The sequence below is a fragment of the Janthinobacterium aestuarii genome (assembly GCF_051380835.1).
Taxonomy (GTDB): Bacteria; Pseudomonadota; Gammaproteobacteria; order Burkholderiales; family Burkholderiaceae_D; genus Janthinobacterium; species Janthinobacterium aestuarii.
Genome location: NZ_JBNYXU010000002.1, coordinates 92,641 through 113,342, shown reverse-complemented (window position 1 = coordinate 113,342; position 20,702 = coordinate 92,641). Strand labels below are relative to the sequence as shown.

At 66.5% G+C, this 20,702-nt stretch carries 9 protein-coding genes; 2 read left to right on the top strand and 7 right to left on the bottom strand.

The features are described from left to right. Positions 1-69: 69 nt before the first annotated feature. The 6 genes from ACQ4WO_RS06745 to ACQ4WO_RS06720 form a co-directional block, all read right to left on the bottom strand. Positions 70-879: a transglutaminase family protein gene (locus tag ACQ4WO_RS06745; RefSeq protein WP_436480735.1), complete on the bottom strand. Its 810-nt coding sequence runs from the start codon at positions 877-879 to the stop codon at positions 70-72. Then, the gene (locus ACQ4WO_RS06740; protein ID WP_436480734.1) at positions 879-1,823 is read right to left on the bottom strand and encodes an alpha-E domain-containing protein; all 945 of its coding nucleotides are present in this window, start codon (positions 1,821-1,823) and stop codon (positions 879-881) included. The genes ACQ4WO_RS06745 and ACQ4WO_RS06740 overlap by 1 nt, the downstream gene beginning before the upstream one ends. Further along, positions 1,817-3,271 (bottom strand): circularly permuted type 2 ATP-grasp protein, encoded by a 1,455-nt coding sequence (locus ACQ4WO_RS06735; protein WP_331776644.1) that lies wholly within the window; start codon positions 3,269-3,271, stop codon positions 1,817-1,819. The genes ACQ4WO_RS06740 and ACQ4WO_RS06735 overlap by 7 nt, the downstream gene beginning before the upstream one ends. A 173-nt stretch (positions 3,272-3,444) precedes the next feature. Continuing rightward, complete coding sequence (locus ACQ4WO_RS06730) at positions 3,445-4,572, bottom strand: sensor histidine kinase (RefSeq protein ID WP_436480733.1); 1,128 nt, start codon at positions 4,570-4,572, stop codon at positions 3,445-3,447. Positions 4,573-4,656: 84 nt separating this feature from the next. After that, complete coding sequence (locus ACQ4WO_RS06725) at positions 4,657-5,532, bottom strand: hypothetical protein (protein ID WP_436480732.1); 876 nt, start codon at positions 5,530-5,532, stop codon at positions 4,657-4,659. Positions 5,533-5,631: 99 nt separating this feature from the next. After that, entirely contained in the window at positions 5,632-7,839 is a 2,208-nt protein-coding gene (locus ACQ4WO_RS06720) for a TonB-dependent receptor (RefSeq protein ID WP_436480731.1), read from the bottom strand. A gap of 232 nt (positions 7,840-8,071) precedes the next feature. Between ACQ4WO_RS06720 and ACQ4WO_RS06715 the strand changes: the two genes are divergently transcribed. Next, on the top strand, positions 8,072-8,755 hold the full coding sequence (locus ACQ4WO_RS06715) for a hypothetical protein (protein ID WP_436480730.1): 684 nt from the start codon (positions 8,072-8,074) through the stop codon (positions 8,753-8,755). Between the two features lie 399 nt (positions 8,756-9,154). After that, the gene (locus ACQ4WO_RS06710; RefSeq protein WP_436480729.1) at positions 9,155-10,105 is read left to right on the top strand and encodes a 2-hydroxyacid dehydrogenase; all 951 of its coding nucleotides are present in this window, start codon (positions 9,155-9,157) and stop codon (positions 10,103-10,105) included. A gap of 15 nt (positions 10,106-10,120) precedes the next feature. On the opposite strand, the gene ACQ4WO_RS06705 is transcribed toward ACQ4WO_RS06710, so the two are convergent. Beyond that, complete coding sequence (locus ACQ4WO_RS06705; RefSeq protein WP_436480728.1) at positions 10,121-20,641, bottom strand: LysM peptidoglycan-binding domain-containing protein; 10,521 nt, start codon at positions 20,639-20,641, stop codon at positions 10,121-10,123. Between the last annotated feature and the right edge of the window lie 61 nt (positions 20,642-20,702).

Sequence of the window (20,702 nt, the reverse complement as noted above, 5' to 3'; positions counted from 1 at the left end):
GGAAGCATTTTACACCAGCAGGGCCCGGCATACCGCTGGCAAGGCCCGGCCAGCCTCATTCCTGCCTGTTTACACGGGCACGATCTGCACATCGACTCTTAAAGTTTCCGTGCCGCCACCCTGGCGCACGCCGCGCACGGGGGCCGCCGAATCGTAGTCGCGCCCGATGGCCAGGCGGCAATACGCATCCGTCATCAGCCGCGCATGCGTGACGTCGATGCTGACCCAGCCCGCGAAATCCGTGTCTTCGGCCCAGGCGTCGACCCAGGCATGGCTGGCCGCATGGCCCGTCGTGCCCGGATCAATATAGCCGGACACATAGCGGGCCGGGATGCCCCAGGCGTGGCAGCAGGCGAGGAACAGGTGGGCGTGGTCCTGGCACACGCCGCGTCCCAAGGCCAGCGCGTCGCCGGCCGTCGTGGTGACCATGGTGGCGCCGCTTTCATACGCGACCTTGCCGACGATGTGCTCGGCCAGGCGCAGCAGATGGCCAGTGCCCGCCGTCACGCTCCGGTCCGGCAGGCTGGCGGCCGCCAGTTCTAGAATGGCGGGATCGGCCTGCGTCAGCGGCGTCGGCATGGTAAACAACAGGGGCGACAAGGTGTCGATCAGGTTCAGCCGTCCCTTGTGCGGGTAGATGGTTTCCACCACGCCATGCGCCACCAGGCTCAGGGACTGATGGCTGCCGTTAATCGTCAGCATGTGCGACAAGTTGCCGAAGGCATCCGTGTAGGCGTGGCACTGGCCCGGCGTCGTGATTTTCCAGGACAGGGCCCGCTGCTGCGGCTCGATACGCGGCGTCAGGTGCAGCTGCTGGATGGTGTAGGCCAGCGGCGCACTGTAGGCGTAATGGGTTTCGTGGCGGATGGTGAGCTGCATCAGGCCGCCAAGGGAACGAGGAAGTCGCGGCTGACCCGGTTGCCCAGGTCGTAGATGTTTTCCAGAAACTCCGTCAAAGTCAGGTGCAAGCCTGCCTTCATGATGTCGTCGATATGGCCGAATTTCAGTTCCGCGTGCAATTTGCCGGCAAACCGCTCGGTATCGGCCGACACATCGTTGCGGATATGCTTGAGGTTTTCCACCACGTCATCCATGCACGCAAGTAAGGACCTGGGCATGTCGCCGCGCAGCATCAGCAATTCCGCCACCCGTTCCGGCGTGATCACGTCGCGGTAGACCTTGCGGTAGATTTCGAAGCCGGAGACGGAGCGCAGCAGGGCCGCCCAGTAGTAAAAATCGCGCTGGGTGATGTCTTTCGATGTGTCGCGCGCGCCGTGGAACTTCACGTCGAGGATGCGCGCCGTGTTGTCGGCCCGTTCCAGGAAGGTGCCCAGGCGGATGAAATGGATGGCCTCGTCCTTGAGCATGGTGCCCAGGGTCACGCCGCGCGACAGGTGCGATCGGTACTTGACCCATTCGAAGAACTGGCTGGGGTCCGTTTCCAGGAGATTGCTTTTCAATCGCTTCTGCATGTCGAGCCAGGTGGCGTTCTGGATTTCCCACACTTCCGTCGTCAGGGTACCGCGCACGGCGCGGGCGTTTTCGCGTGCACCCGTCAGGCAGGCCAGGATGGACGATGGGTTGTTCGGGTCGCGCACCATGAAGTCGAGCACGTCGCGTGTATGAAAACGGCCATATTTATGGTCGTAGGCGCTTTGCAGCTCGGAAATCCCCAGGGTGGCGCGCCAGCCTTGCTCCGCGTCCTGTTCGGACTGGGGCAGCATCGAGGTCTGCATGTTGACGTCGAGCATGCGCGCCGTGTTTTCCGCCCGCTCCGTGTAGCGGGCCATCCAGAACAAATGATCGGCGGTGCGGCTCAGCATGTTTTCTCTCCTGCAAAAGCGGATGTGGCTTCCAGTACCCAGGTATCCTTGGTGCCGCCCCCTTGCGAAGAGTTGACCACGAGCGAACCTTCACCGAGCGCGACGCGGGTCAGGCCGCCGGGCACCATGGAAATCGTCTTGCCGGACAGCACGAACGGGCGCAAATCGATGTGGCGCGGCGCGATGCCGGCCTCGACATACGTGGGGCAGGCGGACAGGGCCAGGGTCGGCTGGGCGATGTAGCCGCCCGGATTGGCCAGCAGGCGCTGGCGGAAGTCCTCGATCTGCGCGGCGCTGGACGCCGGCCCCACCAGCATGCCGTAGCCGCCCGCGCCATGCACTTCCTTGACGACGAGTTTCGCCAGGTTCGCCAGCACGTAGGACAAGTCGGCGCTCTTGCGGCACTGGTACGTGGGCACGTTGTTGAGTATCGGTTCTTGCGACAGGTAAAACTTGATCATGTCGGGTACGAACGGGTAGATCGACTTGTCGTCGGCCACGCCCGTGCCGATGGCGTTGGCCAGGGTCACCCGGCCTGCGCGGTAGACGGACAGCAGGCCCGGCACGCCCAGCGAGGAATCGGAGCGGAAAGCCAGCGGGTCGAGGAAATCGTCGTCCACGCGGCGGTAGATCACGTCGACTCTCTTGGGGCCGCGCGTCGTGCGCATGTAAACAGAGTTGTCGTTGACAAACAAATCCTTGCCTTCGACCAGTTCGACGCCCATCTGCTGGGCCAGGAACGCGTGTTCGAAATAAGCGGAGTTGTACATGCCTGGCGTCATGACGACGACCGTGGGGTCATCGACGCCCATGGGCGCGACCGAGCGCAAGTTGTCGAGCAGCATGTCCGGGTAATGGTCAACGGGGGCGATGCGGTTGCGCGCGAACAGTTCCGGGAACAGCCGCATCATCATCTTGCGGTCTTCCAGCATGTAAGACACGCCGGAGGGCACGCGCAGGTTGTCTTCCAGCACATAGAATTCGCCCTGTCCGGCCCGTACGATGTCGACGCCGGCGATGTGGGCGTAAATGTCGGAGGCGACGGAAATGCCCTGCATTTCCGGGCGGTACTGGGCATTCTTGTAGATTTGCTCGGCAGGAATGATGCCCGCCTTGATGATGTTTTGCTCATGATAAATATCATGGATGAACATGTTCAATGCTTGCACGCGCTGCACCAGGCCCGTTTGCATCTGCGCCCATTCGGCAGCGGGGATGATGCGCGGGATGGTGTCGAACGGAATCAGGCGTTCCGTGCCGGCATCGTCGCCATAGACGGCGAACGTGATGCCGACCCGGCGGAACGTCAGGTCGGCTTCGGCCCGCTTGCGGGCGATGGTCTCGGGGGATTGCTGCTCCAGCCAGTTGCTGAATTCACGATAGTGTTCACGTACCTTGCTGTCCGTACCCACTTCATTTGCAGTCATTTCATTGAAAAAATTTGCCATGTTGTGATTTCCCTTGAGCCGTGTCTGACTATAGCTCAGCAGAAATCGTGCCAGTGCCGCGCACCTGAAAGTATGTAAAAAATGACCATTTTTGTAGCGTAAAACCGTCATCCGCACCGTATTGGTGCGTTACTGCGCGGAAAATGCCGGTGTTGGGGCAGGTGGCGGCGAGGTCAAGCGTCCGGCGTGACGAAGGGCCGGCAGTCGATGGGAAGGTCGATGGTAAACGTGGTGCCCGTTTCCGGCGCGCTGTCGACCAGCGCGCTGCCGCCATGGCTTTCCGCCACGTTTTGCACGAAGGGCAGGCCGATGCCCCAGCCGGGCGCGCTGCCCTGGTGTTCGCGGCGCAGGTATTCGAAGATGCGCTCGGTCTGCTCCGGGGCGATAGTGCTGCCCGTGTTGTGCACGGTAAGTATCATGAGTTCGCGCAGGGTGTTGATGTGGATGTTGATGGGGCCGTCGTCGCCATACTTGAGGGCGTTGCCGACCAGGTTTTCCAGGGCGCGGCGCAGCGAATTCTCGCACCACCAGCCGGTGACGGACGCGCCCGTGACCTGGCACTTGCCCGGATGGCCCGTGTTCACGCTGTCGGCCACCTGCTGCGCCAGCGGCAGGATATCGAAGCGATGCAAGACCAGCGGCAGCTTTTGCCCCCGGTGGTAGCTGAGCGTGTCGAGCAATTCCTGGATCATGTCGTCGAGGCGCTTGCCGTGTTCGATGATTTTCGACGCCAGGACCGGCACGTCGAGCTGCTGCGCTCGCCGCTGCAGCAGCTGGGCGCTGTTGAGCATGACGGAGAGGGGATTGCGCATGTCGTGCGACAGGCCGGCGGCGATGCGCCGCTGGAAGCTTTCATGCATGGCCGTAAATTCCAGGATGGCTTCGCGGATGCCCGTATCGATCGAGGCATTGAACACCTTCCAGTCGCGGCGCCGCAACGGCACGCCCGCGTCGAGGGCCGCATCGGCGAAACAGTCGCGGAAGATCTGGTATTCCTGGATCACTTGTTCCGGGCCATAACTGGTCATGCGCGCCCGCTCGTTGCCGTGCACGGCAGGGGCATTGGTATTGCTGGTGGCATTGTCGCGCGGATAGCCTGGCGTCAGCGCTTCGGCCAGGTTGTCGAAGAAAGCGGGCAAGGTATTGATCAAGATGGGTGTCAGCAAGGCGTCGGCGCCGCGCACCTTGGCGCGCACCTCGTGTTCCCATTGCGTCAGCACGGCATCGCGCATGCTGAAGATGCGCCGCGTGCGTGCGGGCATGTCCAGTACATGCATTTTCTGGTCAGAGGCATAGGTCATCGCAGCTCCCCATCGACAGCTCGGCATCCGCGCCGTGCAACGGCGGGAGCTAAAGTATCCTCCAAATCGGCGTGCAGGTGGTGTTCAATTTGGCGCGTCGGCGCCTGTCATGACGGCGCTCAAATGACCGAGGGCTGTATCCCATTGCTCCAGCGAAAAGTTCTGCGGATCGTCATGACCATTCGCATAGCCCGTATCGAGCACGGCGTGGAAGGCGGGGATCAGCCACGTGCCCTTGCGCACGCTGGCGGCAATGTACAGCAGGGCAAGGCGCTCGTATTGCGCAGGCGTAAAACCGGGATCGGGCGCCAGCCCGTCGTTGCCCTTGCCGCCGCCGGGCACGGAGTTGCGCGGCTGCACCAGTTCCACGTGCAGGAACAGGCCCGTCAGCGACGGCTTGTCCTTCTCCAGTTTGCTGGCGTAACTGGCCGTGCCGAAGTCGCGCACTTGCAGGGAGCGGCCCAGGCGGTTCACGTACACATGGCCTTTCGGACCGCCGCCCAGCGCCGGATTGCGCAAGGTAAAGTCGTTGAAATCCCAGCTGGCGTCGTTGATGTGGCCGGGAATGGGCTCCAGCAGGAAATTCGGGTAGCTGGTGTCGTGGATGACGAAATAGCGGGCCATGGGCGCGGCCAGCCGGCCCACTGCGCGCGACAGCGGTGCATCGACGGCGCCGCCCACATCCACTTCGGCGATGCCTTGCTCGGCAAGCCAGGTGCGCAGCCTGGTCGGCGCGATGCCCGTGCGCTGGCCGATGCGGACGGCAAGAAACTCGGGCAGCGGCGCGCTCTCGCCCAGGCGCGCATACAGTTTCACAGGACGCAGCAAACACGTGGCTTGCGCCCGCGCATCGCCCTTGAAGCCGCTTTTCCAGGCGGCATACGGGCAGGCCGCCTGCTTTTGGGCAGCGGCAGGCAGGGACAGGCAGAGCAAGAGCAGCAGGGCAGGGAGTCGTTTCATGCGGGCATTGTCGCCGAAGCGGGGCTTGCGGCACAGGCGTACACGCGAAAAAAAAGCTGCCCGAAGGCAGCTTTCGTGACGGCATGGGCTGCCAGCTATTTAAAACGCCACGCTGCCCGACACGACGAAGGTGCGCGGCGCGGCCAGCACCAGGCTGCCGGCGTCGAACGAGGAGACGGCCGAGGCCCAGTAGCTGCGGTCGGCCACGTTGTCGATGCGCGCGCGCAAGGTCACGTCATGACCGGCTACCTGCGTCAGGTAGCGTGCACCGATGTCGACGCGGGTCCACGATGGCAGTTGCTTGCTGTTGGCCAGGTCAGCATATTGCGTCGACGTGTAGACAGTGCGGGCATTCAGGCTCAAGCCGGGCGCACCGGGCAGGTCCCATTCGCCGCCCACGCTGAGCTGTGTTTTTGGCGCGCCGATGGCATGCTTTCCATTGTTGGCCGGCTTGTCCGTCTTGCGCTGTTCCGTATCAAGCCAGGTCAGGCCTCCCAACAGGCGCACGCCCGCCATCGGCGTGCCGAAGACGGAGAGTTCCAGGCCCTGGTTGCGCTGTTCGCCCGACAGGGTGGCGCGCGAGTCGACCACGGCAGGCAAAGGCTTGGCCGTGGAAAACAGGGCGGCGCTCATGCCCAGTTTGCCGCCGTCGTACTTGACGCCGATTTCCTTCTGCTTCGACTTGTATGGCGAGAAGACTTCACCCTTGTTGCTAAGCGGCACGTCGTTCTGGCCATCAAAATAGGTGCCGCTGGCAACGGGACCTTTGACCAGCGCCTCGATGTAGTTGGCGTACAGCGACACGTTCTTGCTGGCCTTGTAGACAATGCCGGCCACGGGCGTCGTGGCGCTCTTGTCATAGCTGGAATACTGGACGGCCGTGCCGTAGGCATATGCCGCGTCGCGGATCTGCTGGCGGCGCAGCCCCACGGTCAACAGCAGCCGGTCGTCGAGGAAGGCCATGGTATCGGCCACGGCGTAGCTGCTGAGGATGGTTTTTTGCGTCAGGCGCGGGTCGCTCATCACGCCGCCCGAGTTGTCGGGCAGGGTGGGCGGCATGGCCACGTCCAGCGGACGGTAGATATTCGTCGGCAAGCCCGCATAGTCGCTGATCGCATACGCATTCTTCGCCTCGTTCCAGTGCCCGGACCAGCTGGCCACCAGGGTGTGCTTGACGGCGCCCGTCGTGAGCTTGCCGCGGATGCCCAGTTCGCCCGTGCGGATTTCCTGCTTGCGCGCATTGTCGAAGCGGTACACGCTGGCATCGCCATTGAGCGAGGTCAACGTCGGTTGGGCCAGGCTGTTCGATTCCTTCGTCGAACGGCTGCCGAACGCGGCCCAGGCCACGACATCCTTGGCCAGGTCCACTTCGGCGCGCGCCGTACCAAACACGTCGTGCTCCTTCGAATAGCTCCACGGCTGGGCAAAGTTCTTCGATGCATCGGGCGCGCCCGGCAAGGCCGTCAGGCTGCCCGTGTTGATGGAAGGGCGCGGCGCCGTCAGATCGAAATTCTGGTAGCCGGCATCGGCCGACAGGCGGTAGCCGCGGCCGCGATAGTCGAGACCGACGGAAAACATGCCCACGTCGTGGTCTTCGCGCTTGATGCTGGTCTCGCCTTGGCGCTTGGCGGCGTTCACGCGCACGCCGAATTCCTTGTTCTCGCCAAAGCGGCGCGCCACGTCGATGGCGGCATAGGCGTGGCCGCCCGATTCCACGCCCACCGTCAATTCCGTCAGCGGCGTGTTGCCGGCGCGCTTGGGCATCAGGTTGATGGCGCCGCCGATGCCGCTGCCGCCCGGCGCCGCGCCGTTGAGGAAGGCGCTGGCGCCACGGAACACTTCCACGCGCTCGAGCAATTCCGGCGATACATATTGACGCGGCAGCACTCCATACAGGCCGTTATACGCCACGTCGTCCGAATCGAGGGCGAAGCCGCGGATTACATATACTTCCTGGAAATTGCCATAGCCGCGCGACATGCGCACGGCCGCATCGCTCTGCAGCAAGTCGCCCACGCTGCGCGCCTGCTGGTCGGCAATGAATTGCTGCGTATAACTGGTGCTGCCGAATGGCGAGTCCATCATGTCCACGGACCCCAGGATGCCCATGCGCCCACCGCGCGCCACCTGGCCACCCGCATACGCCTTCGACAAGCCTTCCGCCGACGCATCGGCCGAGGCATTGACGACGACGGTCGGCATGGTTTGCGCGTCGCCAGCCGGCGTGGTCTGGGCATGGGCGGCGGCGCTGGCCAGCAGGAAGGCGGCCAGGGCGAACGGAGTAGGGAGGAGGTGGAAGGAGCGCATGGTGTTGTCTGGATATTAATGAGAATGATTATCATTATATTCCAGCGTGGCGCATAGCGTGGAAAAGTGTGAGAAAGCGATCGAAAAGTCGTCATTTGTACAACACGCGACAAGTGAGGTGCCGGAATCTGGCGAAAAAAGGCGCGCCAGGCGATACCTTGTGGATTTATTAATTCCTATGGCCAAGTTTCGCTAGAATGGGCCATCGCGCCCGGCGCCCACAGGAAACCGCATGCCATTGCTCCGCCATCTACCGTCCGCTTCCATGCGCCTGCGCATACGGCGGGGCTTGAGCCTGAAAGGCGCGGCCGTCGCGCTGATCCTGGCCATGCATGCGCTGGGCCTGTATTTCCTGCTGTTGCCGGCGCGGCAACTGAAGCAATACACGGAAGTGGCGTTCATGACCCTGCTGCCGCCCCGGCCAGCGCCGCAGGCGCCGCCGCTGGCCTTGCCGTTGCCGTTGCCGGTGCCGGTTCCCATGCCGCGTGCGCGTGCCATAGCGCCGTCCGTCATTGCCGCGCCGCCCGCCGTGGCGGCGGAAATCATCACCGTTCCCGCCGAGGAATTGCCTGCCGCACCCGCCACGGTGCCGTTCGCCGGAGACTTGCGCACGCGCGCCCGGCTGGCTGCAGGCGCCGCCGACAAGGCTTTGCGCGGCGAAACCAGGCAAGACAAGCCCTGGCTGGCCACGGCCGATCTCAAAAGCGACAGCACCTTCCAGAAGCTGGTCGCCTCCGCCTGGCGCGGCGGCCCCGTCATCCGCGTGGAGGAATACCTGACGGCCGACGGCCGCCCCGCCACGCGCGTCGTCAGCGCCGGCGGCGCCACGTGCTTTGGCCTCGATGCGAACCCGGGCGCGGGCGCCGACCCGTTCAAGACGGGTGGCAAGGTGAAAAGAGTGCCTTGCCCGGGTTGAGGCGGATTGAAGGTTGTGCAGGTCAGATGAGCTGCAGGTCAGATTAGCGCAGCGTAATCTGACAGGCTGCGTGGCGGCGCTTGTCGGCTTACGCCCGTTGGGCTAAGCCGACCTACGCATGGCGTACGGGTGATACATGCCAAGAGATCGCGCGCCGGACCGCATTCTAGCTGCGTAGGTCAGATTAGCGCAGCGTAATCTGACATGCTGCGTGGCGGCGCTTGTCGGCTTACGCCCTGCGGGCTAAGCCGACCTACGATTGGATGGGGTAGCCCCACGGGGGAAAAGACCGCGCGGTGGGCAGGGTTTCAGGGGCGGTAATAGAGCAGTCACCCCCGCCATGGCATCAAATATGCTAAGTTGCGTCTGCAAATCTTGTCGACACGACCCAGGACACCCATGCCCCCCGACCTCCTCATCCTCGCTCCCAGCCCTTCGGCTGCCGTCAACGCGCAGCTGGAACAGCAATACGCCTGCCACCACGCCTGGCAAGTGCCGGCGGACGAGCGCGACGCCTGGCTGGCCGAGCGCGCGCCGCACATCCGCGCCGTCGTCACGACGGGCGCGCTGGGCTTGAACGCCGCCGACATGGGCATGCTGCCGAATCTGGAAATCATCGCCGTCAATGGCGTGGGTCTCGACGGCGTGGCGCTCGACGTAGCGCGCGAACGGGGCATCGCCGTCACCACCACGCCGAACGTGCTGACGGACGACGTGGCCGATGTGGCGCTGGCCTTGCTGCTGGCCAGCGCGCGGCACATCGTGGCGCTCGACCGTTTCGTGCGCGACGGCGGCTGGGAACGCCGCGAGGCCATCGCCCCCGCATCTAGCCTGCGCGGCAAGACGGCCGGCATCTTCGGTTTCGGCCAGATCGGCCAGGCCATCGCGCTGCGCCTGGCCGCTTTCGGCGTCCACATCCGCTACTTCCAGCCGCGCGCCATTGCCGGTACCAGCGTGCCGCGCGCGGAATCCCTGCTGGCCCTGGCCCAGGAAAGCGACTATCTGATCGTCTGCGCGCCGGGCACGCCCGCCACGCGCAAGATCATCGACCGCAGCGTGCTCGACGCGCTCGGTCCACAAGGCACCCTGATCAATATCGCCCGTGGCGCGCTGATCGATGAAGACGCGCTGATCGCCGCCTTGCAGGATGGCCACCTGGGCGCGGCCGGCCTCGACGTGTTTGCGGACGAGCCGCGCGTGCCGGCCGCCTTGCGCGCCTTGCCCAACGTCGTGCTCACGCCGCATGTGGGCAGCCTGACCGTGGAAACGCGGCATGCGATGGGCCAGCTGGTGGCCGATAACCTGCAAGCCCACTTTGCCGGCTTGCCGCTGCCCACGCCCGTGTCCTGACCTTGCGCCGCCGCGTCAGGGCCGCACCACCCAGCGCACGTCTTCAAGCGACAGCAGCAGTTGCTCGGGCGCGCCGTCCGTAAAGAAGTTCAGGCGGAAATCCATGGCGGCGCCGCCATCCGTGGTCGGCTGCTGCGTGTCATACCATTGCTGCACCTGGGCCACCAGCGCCATGGGCGCAGCGGGAGGCTGGGCCGCATCGATGGGCGCCAGCACTGCCGGCAGCAGGCTGACCGGCAGCGAGGTGCGGGGAAAGCCCGCCACGGCCGGCATCACGCTGTAGGAATAGCTGCCATCCATGGCGATGCGCACGCTGCCCGAGGCGCCCGTGAAGAGGGCGTTGAAGAAACCTCTCATGTAGGCCGCCACGTCGCTGCCGCCCACCGGTGCGACTTGCCGCAAATCATAGCCTTGCCAGCTCAGGCGCGGCAGGATGGGGTCACTGAACTTGACGACCGGCGTCTGGTACAGGAAGGCCGGCATGGTCGACACCTGCGTCTGGCTGGGCGGGCACAGGTAGCGGTTGCGCTGCACGTACAGCGAGGCCTGGGCGTTCTTGTACACCATCACGTTCAGCCCCGGCATGCGCACCTCGCGGCCGGTATTGGCCAGCGCGGCGGCAAACGACAGGTCGGGCGCGCCGGCGGCGATGGCCGCGTAGCGGTAGGCCAGCAGCGCATCGGGCGGCGTGGGCGTGGCCGGCGTGGCCCGGTACTGTTGCGCGTCGATGTCGAGCACGGGCACGGGCACGCTGACGGCGCCGTTGCTCAGGGTGCCGGCCAGCGGGTCGTAGGTGGCGGGCGCGCCGCCAACGGTGACGTTGAGCAGCGCGTACCAGGCGTCGCCGCCATGGTCTTCCAGGCGCGCGTCGAATTCCACGGCCACGCTGGCCTCGCCTTGCGCCGCCGCCAGCCGCGCCGCGCCGAAATGCTCGCCATAGCTGGCTGCCACCTGGGTCACCAGCTGCTGGAAGGCGGTGGTGGCCAGTGTCGCCTTGGCGATACTATCGGCCGCATCCTGCTTGCCATCGAGGGGCGCGAGGAACTCGTCGAGGTCAGCCGAGATGAGCGGATAGTTGCCGACGAAGGCGGCCAGCGCCGTGAACAGGTCGGGACCGGTCGCCGCCGACAGTCTGGCCGCCTGCTGCGGCACGTTGAGCACGACACTGACATGCACGGCATCCTGCGCCGCCTGGCGATAGGTATAGCTGAAGCTGTAATTCCACTGGGCCAGCTGGGCCGGCTGCAAGCCATCGGCGGCCAGGCGCATGCGGCCGGCCTGCGGCGCGGCGGACGCGGTGGCGGTCTGCCGGTTGACCGTCGGCGGCACGGGCAGGGCGCGGTTCAGCACGGGGATATATTGCGTGCCATTGCCCAGCGCTACCTCGAACGGACCGGTGATGAACAGCAGCCACTGGCTTTGCGCGTAGTTTTCGATGCCGGGCACGAACTGCTGGTCGAATTCCATGTGCGTGATCTGATAGCGCAAGTCCAGCGGCACATAGGCCTGGCCTTCGACATTCTTCGAGATGAAGTTGAATGACAGCCGGCTCTGCTCTGGCACGGCCGTGCCTAGCAAAGGCAGCCGGGTCGGGAACAAGGTGTAGTTCTGGTTGCCGTCGCCGGCCGCGCCGCCGGCTGTGTTCGTGCCGGCGGGCTGGCCGTACAGCGCGGGCGGCCCGGCAGCGTAGATGCCGTCCACGCCCGTGAGCTGGTCCACGCCGTACACGACCACGGCGCCGGCGGCAAAGGCGGGCCCCAGGGTGGTCAGCAGCTGCTGCCGCATGGTGGCGGCCGCGCTGACGCGCGTGGCGTCGTCCGTGGCGCTGCTGCTGAGCACGGGGCTGACCGTGGCGCTGATGGCGTCGGCCAGTGTCTGTTTCGCCTTGAGTACGAGGCCCAACTGGCCGCTCTGCAGCGGATCGGCGATGCCGTTGAGGCGATCGAGGATGTAGGCGGGCGGCGCATAGGTGGCCGAGAGGAACTTGTCGATGGCGTCGAGACAGCTTTGCAGCCACAGGTTCAGGTCGACGCTATTGAGCGTCAGCGCATGCGGCGTATTGGCCGGATAGGCGTCGATGCTGACCGTGCGGCTTTCCAGCGAATTGGCGACGGGCAGCGGCGCGTAGTAGCTGGCCTGCTGGCCCAGGCGGAAATGGATGCCCAGGCCGGGCGTGTCGCTGAAGCGCACGGCGAACAACTGCTGCGTCTGCTGGCCGGCGCTGCCCACGCGCGTCAGCCCCGCGCCCGCGCGCATCGACCATTGCGGCGTCTTCAGGCACGTTTCGAGCGCCTTGGCAAACGTGGTGTAGCTGGATGCGCCGCCATCCGTGTCGGCCTGCGGCAGCACGGTGCTGACCACGCTGGCCCCGTCCGGCAGGGCCGCCAGCACGGGATCGAGCAGGATGGCCTGGCGCGTCAGCACCAGCGCCACGTCGAGCGCGATGCGGTTGGCGCTGGCCAGTTGCGCCAGCGGCACCGGCACCGACAGCGTGGCGGCGGGCGCCGTGGCGCTGCCGCCATCAACCAGTGCCTGCAGGTAGATGGCGCAGGCGGCGACGAAGTCGCGCACCTGCCGCGACCTGACCTCGTCCAGCGGCTGCAGCGGCGTGGCCAGCAGGGAGTTGCTGAGGGCGATGCTCACCGCATTGCCGCTCAGTCCGGGCACGCCCAGGCCCGTATAGTCCTGGTGCAGCTGGAAGTACAGGCGCTGGTAGGCGGGCAAGTCTTGCGCCGCGTCGGCCGGCGTGGCGTAGGCCAGGCCATCCATGCGCAAGGTCAGCAGCAGCGCGGGCGCGCCGTCCGCATCCGTGCCATACAGGTAGCTGGCCTGGACTTTCGGCCAGGCGGACAGGCCCGGCAGGCGATCCGTGTAGCGCAGCGCGGCGGGGGCCTGGTCCAGCGCACCCGTGTAGCCGGCTGGCGGCGCCTCGAACGGCGTGACGGTGGTGTTGCCGAACAGGTCTTGCCAGCGCAGGGCCAACGACGCATGGCCGCCCACGCCCACGTAGGGGTTGTCGGCGGCGGGCGGCAGGCCGGCCGGCGGATTGGCCGGCGCCGCATTGAGCAGGGCGAACGGCAGTCCCTTGCTGTTGTTGCCCAGGTAGCCCAGCGCCTGGCGGTAGTCGTAATCGGCCAGGGCCGCGGCCGCATAGCGCCGGCGGTGGGCTTCGCCATCGTCGCCGCCATCACCGTCGCTGTCGTTCGCATGGTCCTGCGGTCCGAAGGGCAGGCTGTAGGGGCTGGGCAGGAAATACGGGTTGGCGCCCAGGCCGGCCGACAGCGTGTTGTACAGCGCAGACAGGGTCGCTTGCGCATAGAGCTGCCGCTGCTGCGGCGTGGGATCGGGCGGCAGCACGGGCACGCCGTCGTTGCTTCGCTTGAGCTGGAACGACAGGTTGCCCGGTGCCAAGGTCGCTTGCGCATCGAGGGCCAGGCTGTCGACGTCGAGCATGGCGCCATCGGCGTACAGGCTTTCGGTGGCGGCCGCGCCCAGGGCCAGGGCGTCCACCGACAAGCCATAGTAGGCGGCCAGGGCGGCGAAGGTATTGCCGGGAGCGTCAAAAGTGGCTGGCACGCGATAGACGAGCGGCGGAATGCGCATGGTCGCGCCCAGCGCCACCGTCACGCCGGGATTGTAGGCGGCGATCTGCGCCGCGCTCAGCGGGGTGGCGCCGGCCGAGTAATATGCGGCCAGCTGCTCAAGCGCTTGCGCGGGCGCGGCCATGTCTTGCTGGTTCAGCTGGTGCAGGATGCCGGCCACGGGCACGCTGGCGCCGGCGCGCAGCGGCCGCACGGCGTTTTGCCGCGCCAGTTGTCCCACGCCCATGCCATACGTGGCGGCCAGCGCCGTCAGGGTGCTCGTGGCGGCCCGGGCCAACGGCTGGGTCTTGGCCGGCTTGCTCAGCGATTCGAACACCAGCACGTCCTGCTGCGGATCGATCGCTTGCGTCGTCAGCAGGGCGTTGACGAAGTTCGGCACGGTGTCGGCAGCGTCCGCCTGGCGCGCCAGCGGAACCACCAGGGTCAGCGTGGCCGTGCCCGTGGCGTCGAAGACGGATGGGGGCAGGCCGGCGCCCGATACCATGTCTTCGAAATACAGATAGTAGCCGCCGCCGCGCACCACCGATTGCTCCCACAGCAGCTTGATGAATTGCGAGGGGCTGTTGGCTATGCCGCGCGGCAAAGCCGTCTCCGCCGCGTCCAGCAGCATGCGGCTGGCCGGCGGATGGCTTTCCGTGGACAGATTGGTTTGCGTCAGGAAGCACAGGTAGTCGGCATCGGCCTGGCCCGTCAGCGCCACCTGGTCGCTTCCGCCTTCGCTATACAGCAGGAACAGGCCGGCCACCAGGGTTTCGCCCACGGCGGCCATGCCGCTCAGCAGGTATTGCAGGCGCTGGGCATCGGCGGCCGACGGTCCCACAAGCTCGTAGACGTGGGCCAGGGTGGCGGCGCTGGCCAGCGCGGTGCCGCTGGCGTCGTTGGTGGCCACGGTGGCGGCCGGCATGCGCGTGATCTGGAAGTCCACGCGCGTGGCGTAGGCATAGCCGCTCATGTCCTGAAACACCGTGCTGCTGCTGTTGGGCGGCGTGTTGCCGATGCGGGGACGATAGGCGGGCATCAGGGCCAGCATGTCCGCGTATTGCGCCTCGGTGTACAGCGCCTGCAGCGTATCCTGGCGCCGGGCGATGCTGGCCAGCATGGCGTCGGGCAATTGCCACAGATACGGCGCGGGCGTGGCCTGGCTGGCGGTGGCGAACGCCGCTGAAGCGTCGCCTGACGTCACGGCCGTCAGGCGCGCCAGGTCGGCGGTGATCCAGGCGGCGTAGCCTGCCGCAGGGAACTGCCGCGGCTGCAAGGAAGCCAGCGGCAGGATGTGCAGCGCAGGCGACGGCATGAAGCTGCCCGCCTGCGCATATGCCAGCACGCCCGACAGCAAGCCGTACGCGGCGTCCAGGTCGATGGGCAGGCTGGTGCCGGGCGCGCCGGCGAAGGTGATGAAATCGAGGGCGACGCCATGCGAAATGGCATTGCGTCCCAGGCCGATGCGATAGCCGCCGGCGGCGCTGGCGGGCGTGGGGAATTGCTGGCCCGTCAGCTGGTACAGCGCGTAGTCGGTCTGCGTCTTGCTGTACAGGAAGGATGGCGACAGGCTCAGGCCGGGCGCCACCGGCAGGCGCAAGCCATAGGTGATGAAGCGCGCGACCTGGCCGGCGGCCTGGGCCACGGCGCCGCTCGCCTGCACGCCGCTCCACAGCTGCTCCAGCGGCAAGGCGTCGAGGCGGGCGATGGCCAGCCGGCCCGGCGCCGCGGCGAACAGATTGGCGACGCCGGCATTGTCGCGCCCCAGCCCGGCGGCCGTCGCGGCGAAGCGGCTGGCGATGCCGGCCAGGGTATCGCCGGCGGCCGATGCGTAGGCCAGCGGCGGCACGGCGAGGATGGCCGTCGGCAGCAGCAGGTCGGCGCGCGCATACAGCGATGCCTGCTGCGCCAGGGCGGCCAGCGGCACGCCCAGCGCGGCGGCGATGGCGCCGAAGCTGTCGCCGGGCGCGGTGACGTGGCTGACGGCGCCGGCGCCGAAGTCGAAGACCAGTGTCACGCCCGTGCGCAGCGCGCGCGGCGCCGCATTCGCGCCGATCAGCTGGGCCGCGGTGGTTTGCCAGCGCCCGCCGGCGCCGGCCGGATCCGTGTAGCGGGCGGCGATGGCCGCCAGCGTATCGCCGGTCTGGATCACGGCGGACAGGCCGCTGACCTGCAGCGGCAGCGCGCCGTTCAGCGGATACGCGGCATTCGGCAGCGACACGTCGTCCGCGTCGATGGCGTTGCCGGCCCCGTTGAAGGCGGCGACGATGCCGGCGATGCTGTCGCCTGGCAGCAGCGCATAGCTGTAATTATCGAAGGCATCGATGGCCGATTGCAGCAGCGCGCGGCCGATCAGGCTGAAGACGTCGACGAAGATGAAGGCCGCCATCGATTCGGCGCCAGCGTCGTCCTGCGCCAGCAGCGCGGGCTTGGCGGGCGCTTTGCCCACCTTGGCGGCCACCTGGCGCAGCACGCCGGCCACCGTGCTGCGATACTGTTCCGTCGCCGTCGCGTAGGTCTCGAGGTCGATCGCTTGCGTGCCGGCGCCGCCTTGCGGGTCGGGGACGTCGAGCCGCAGCCCGTCGAACAGCGGGAATAGCGTGGCGCCGTCCATATTGGCTCCCGGCGCGCTGATGTTCACGCTGAAGCCGTCGGCGAGAAATTGCAGCAGGTCGCCCATGCCGAATGGCTGCATGGCGGGATCGGCCAGCACCTGGATGCCCGCCACCAGCTGCGCCAGCGTGACGCTGGCAGTCGCGGCGGCAGCCAGGTCCAGCGCCGCGCCGTCGGCCCGCGCCGCCGGCTGCAAGGCGTCGAGCAGCCACGGGAAATACGCCTTGCACAGCAGGTCGAACGAGGTCGTGCCTGTTCCCGCGCCGCCGGCGGCCGGGTCCGGCGCATCCATGGCGAACAGGCAGACGAACGCGCCTTGCTGCGCGCTGCTGGCGGTGGCGCCCTGCGGCGCCAGCACCGTGAATTGCGGCGCCGTCACCAGTTGCAGCACCGGCTTGGCGTCGGTGCGCAGCACGCGCCGCGGCTGGCGGCGCGGCCCGGCGCGCAGCATGGCGGCCTGCAGTTCCATCGGCAAGGTGCGCGCGCGGCCGCGTGCCAGGCTGTCCAGGCGCAGCGCGCCGCCGCCATCCCACGGCGCGCGGCTGTCGCTGCCGATGCGGAATTGCGCGCTGACGGTGGCGGAAAAGCCGACGGAAATGGTGAAGCTGAAGATGCCCAGGTCGATCTTGACGCGCAGGCTGATGCGCACCGAGGCCGTCACCGACAGGGGGATGGCGCGGTAGGATTCGTAGCCGATCTGCACCGACACGGTGATATTGACAAGCAGCGAAGCGCTGATGATCTTCAAGTCCACTTCGCCGTACAGCATGCCGATCACGCCGAACGTGCCCGTCAGCTTGAAGTAGCTGCTTTCCTGTACGCTGCCGGACGCGCCGGCGCTGGCCAGCGCGACGGCGTTGCCGCGGTCGTACGGATGGTAGGTGGCGATCACGCCTTCGATGATGCCGAACACGGTCAGCGCGAAGCCGGCTTTCAGCGGCCCCTTGACGAAGTTGTAGCCCAGGCCCAGCTGCAGGCCCAGGCCGAAGACGATGACGGGATTGAAATACCCGAGATCGGTTTTCGGCACCTGCGTCGCCGTCGCGCTCGACAGCTTGCCGAAATACACGCCGCCCGAGCCCAGCACTGGCACGCCGTAGACGATGGCGCTGAAGCTGAACGAGCGCGTAAAGTCCATATTGTAGGGAAAGCCGATGTCGATCAGGAAATCGCCATTCGTGTAGATCTTGATGCCTATCATCGGCAGCACCACGCTGACAGCGCCGAAGTTCAGGTTGCGTATGCTGTCGGGGAAGGTGAAATCGATCTGGAAGAGGCCCACGTCGTCGCTGATCTTCTTGTACAGGATATCGACCACCAGGCCGGCCAGGCCGCCCATCTTGGGGCTGCCCAGGGTCAGGCGCAAGCCGTACAGGTTGGGATCGTTGAAGACGATCTGTACGTCGACGGCCCACACGCCGGCTGTCTGCAGCACGCCGAAATGCGCGGCGATCAGCCAGTTGCTGTCCGGCTGGTAATGCGGCTGGCCCTGCACGCCGCTGCCCGGGTTGACGGGATTGGTCTTGCCCGTGGTGGGCGGCACGCCGGCCAGCGCGTCGATGACGGCCTTGGTCGAGCTGAAGTCGGACGCGCCGTTGATGGCCACGCGCTGGCCCAGCATCAGCAGGAAGACCTTGAAATAGCTGGAACCGGCGCCCGGCACGCTGGGCATCTCTTCCACGTCCTGTCCCTTGTTCGGGTCCAGCAAGTCGCCCATGCTGCCTTTGAGCAATGGCGGCACGGTGGCGTCCAGCGCCAGGGTCACCTTGCCGTCCGTATTGCGCTTGAAGACGATGCTGCGGATGACGATGAAGCCGAGGTTGAGCGGTGAACTGAGCGTGTAGGTGGCGCTGAGGCGGTTCTTTTCGCCGCTTTTCAGCGACACGTTGATGGACAGGCCGTCCAGCGTGACCTGGTTCAGCACGTCCCACGGCGACGGCAGCACGAAATACGGATCGCCCAGCGTGCGCACGAGCGCCTGGATCAGGCTGCCCAGAGACCAGCCCGCCAGGGTAAAGCTGAGCATCTCGTTGCCGCTGGTATAGGTTGCAGTGAAGCCTTCCCAACTCACGTACAGCGTGTGGTTCGGCCCCTTGTCCGTCGGCTGGAACGCATAGCCGAAGCCCAGTTTCAGATTGATGGCGGTATAGATCCATACGGCATCGGCCTTGCCCGAGAATTGCTGCGCGGCCGGCTTGGCGCCGTCATACTGCACCGAGAGCGTGGCTTTCTGCAAGCCGATCTGTTGCTGGCCAAGCATGAACAGCCAGGTAAAGGTGGTGTCGACCGTGTAGCTGGTGGCCAGGTCCGTGCTGGGCTTGCCGCTGGGAATGACCGCTTCGATGGCGAACGCGGAAATCTTCAGGTTGCCCGGCAAGAAGACCGGGAAATCATACATGCCGCCGGCGGCAAAGAATTGCTTGATCATCTCGCCCACGTCGAGTTCTTGCGCGAGCGAGGCGGAGAGGGTCCAGCGGGGTGGCGTTTCCTGGCTGCTGTAGGCCACGCTGACGGCCGCCTGCAGGCTGGCGCCCACGCCAAGCAAGCCGGAAATGGAACCGGCCCAGGCCGTGCCGGCGCCCGCATTGCCGGCCTCGCCAAGGGCCAGCGCGCCTTCCTGCTTGTCCGCGGCCACCGTGGCGCTGATGCCCGACAGGCTGATCTGGCCTTCCGAAATGCTCAGGATCGGTGCGCCGCCCACCGTCAGGAAGGACAGGCTGATGGCGTAGTCGCTGGAAAACGCGAAGGACTGGGCCGCGCCGTCGATGCTCAGCACGATATTCGAGACCTCGGCATCGATGCTGTCGGGCAGGCTGACGATGCCGTTCGAGACGACGGACAGGAAGTCCGACAGCGTGGCCTTGCCGGGAAAGCTGGCCTGGAACAGCTGCGCCGAGTTGAACTGCACCTCGAATTCGCCGCCCGGCGTGCCGTCGAGGTTGCGAAAGACCGTGGGCAACAGGGTGAAGGTGGTGCCGAACAGGTATTCATAGCGCGACTTTCCGCTGGCCTTGCTCGCCAGCGGCTGGTAAGCCGTCCAGTCGAGGAAGAACGAGGTGATGGTAAAGCTCAGATCGGGCGTGGGCGCCGGGATGGGCTGCCAGCTGAGATCGCGCACGCTGCGCAGCTGCAGCGTGACCTGGTCCACCGTCGGTGCCGCCTCGGGCGGGATGCTGCCGCTGATGGTCATGCCGCCGAGGCCGAACGACGTCAGGAACTCCTGCAGCACGGCCGGCGTGGCGCGGAAATAGCTGGCGCCCCCGCCGATCAGGCTGATGGCGGCGCCGGGACTGAGGGGCTGCCCGTCGCTGCCTGCTTCCAGGCTGACCGCGTAGTTGCCGTCGCCGTTGGCGTTCGATGGCTGCAGCAGCAGTGACAGCGTGTAGTCGGCGGCGCCTGCGCCTTCCACGCTGAGCGTGGCCGTCAGGGCCAGCGTGGCGGCCTGGTCGCCGTCGGCCGCTTCCTCGTCGGCCAGTTCGCCGGCGCCGCGCAGCAGCAGCTGCATGCCGCTGTCGAGCAGCAGGGCGTCGGGCGGCGGCGCATCGACGGGCGGCGGGATCGTCACGGTCAGGCTGGGCGCGGCCACGCGCAGGTAGCCGGCGAACGTGCAGTCGAGCTCGCTGAGCGTGGCCGACAGCACGCCGCTGGGCATCAGGCCGCCCAGTTCGAACGTCTTGCCGTCGTACAGCGCCATGTCCAGGTAGCCGCCGATCCGCAGCTTGCCCGGCGGCGCCGCCAGGTCGGAAAACAGTTCCAGAAATGGCGTCACGAAGGCGGGCAGGGCTACACTGGCGCTGAGGTTCTGCCTGGCGCCGCCCGTGACGGACAGCGCGCCGTCGTCGCCCCATGGATAGACGCCGTCGGCGCTGGAAAACACCAGCAGCGCGTCCGACAGCGGCAACTCGCTGAACGGCCAGCCGCCCATGAAGGGAAAGCTGCTGTCCCAGTTCCAGCCGGCGGGACTGGCGGCCACCTGCACCACCAGCACGGCCGCGTCATCCCCGTCGTCGCCCGGCGTGCGCGCGGCGGCAGGCTGCGTGGAAAACACCAGCGTGGCCGGGGTGTGCAGCAGGCCGCCGATGAAGGGCAGGCTCGCCTTGCTGACCGTAAAGACGCCGTCGCTCACGGCGCCCACGTCGGCTGCCGCGCAGCTGACCAGCAACTGCGCCGCGTCGATCTGGAATGCCTGGCCGATGATGGCGTCGAATTTTTCGGGCGGCGCGACGTCCGGGTCGGCCAGGCCCGCTTCCAGGAAGGCGGCATCGAGGGCGAACGGGCCTTTGCTGGCGGCGTTGACGATGGCTTGCTGCAGGTTTTCCAGCGCGGTATCGGTGGTGGCCATACGGACTTGCTCCTTGAATCAGTCATGATATCCAGGGCGGGCGCTCGCACCCGCCCGGACG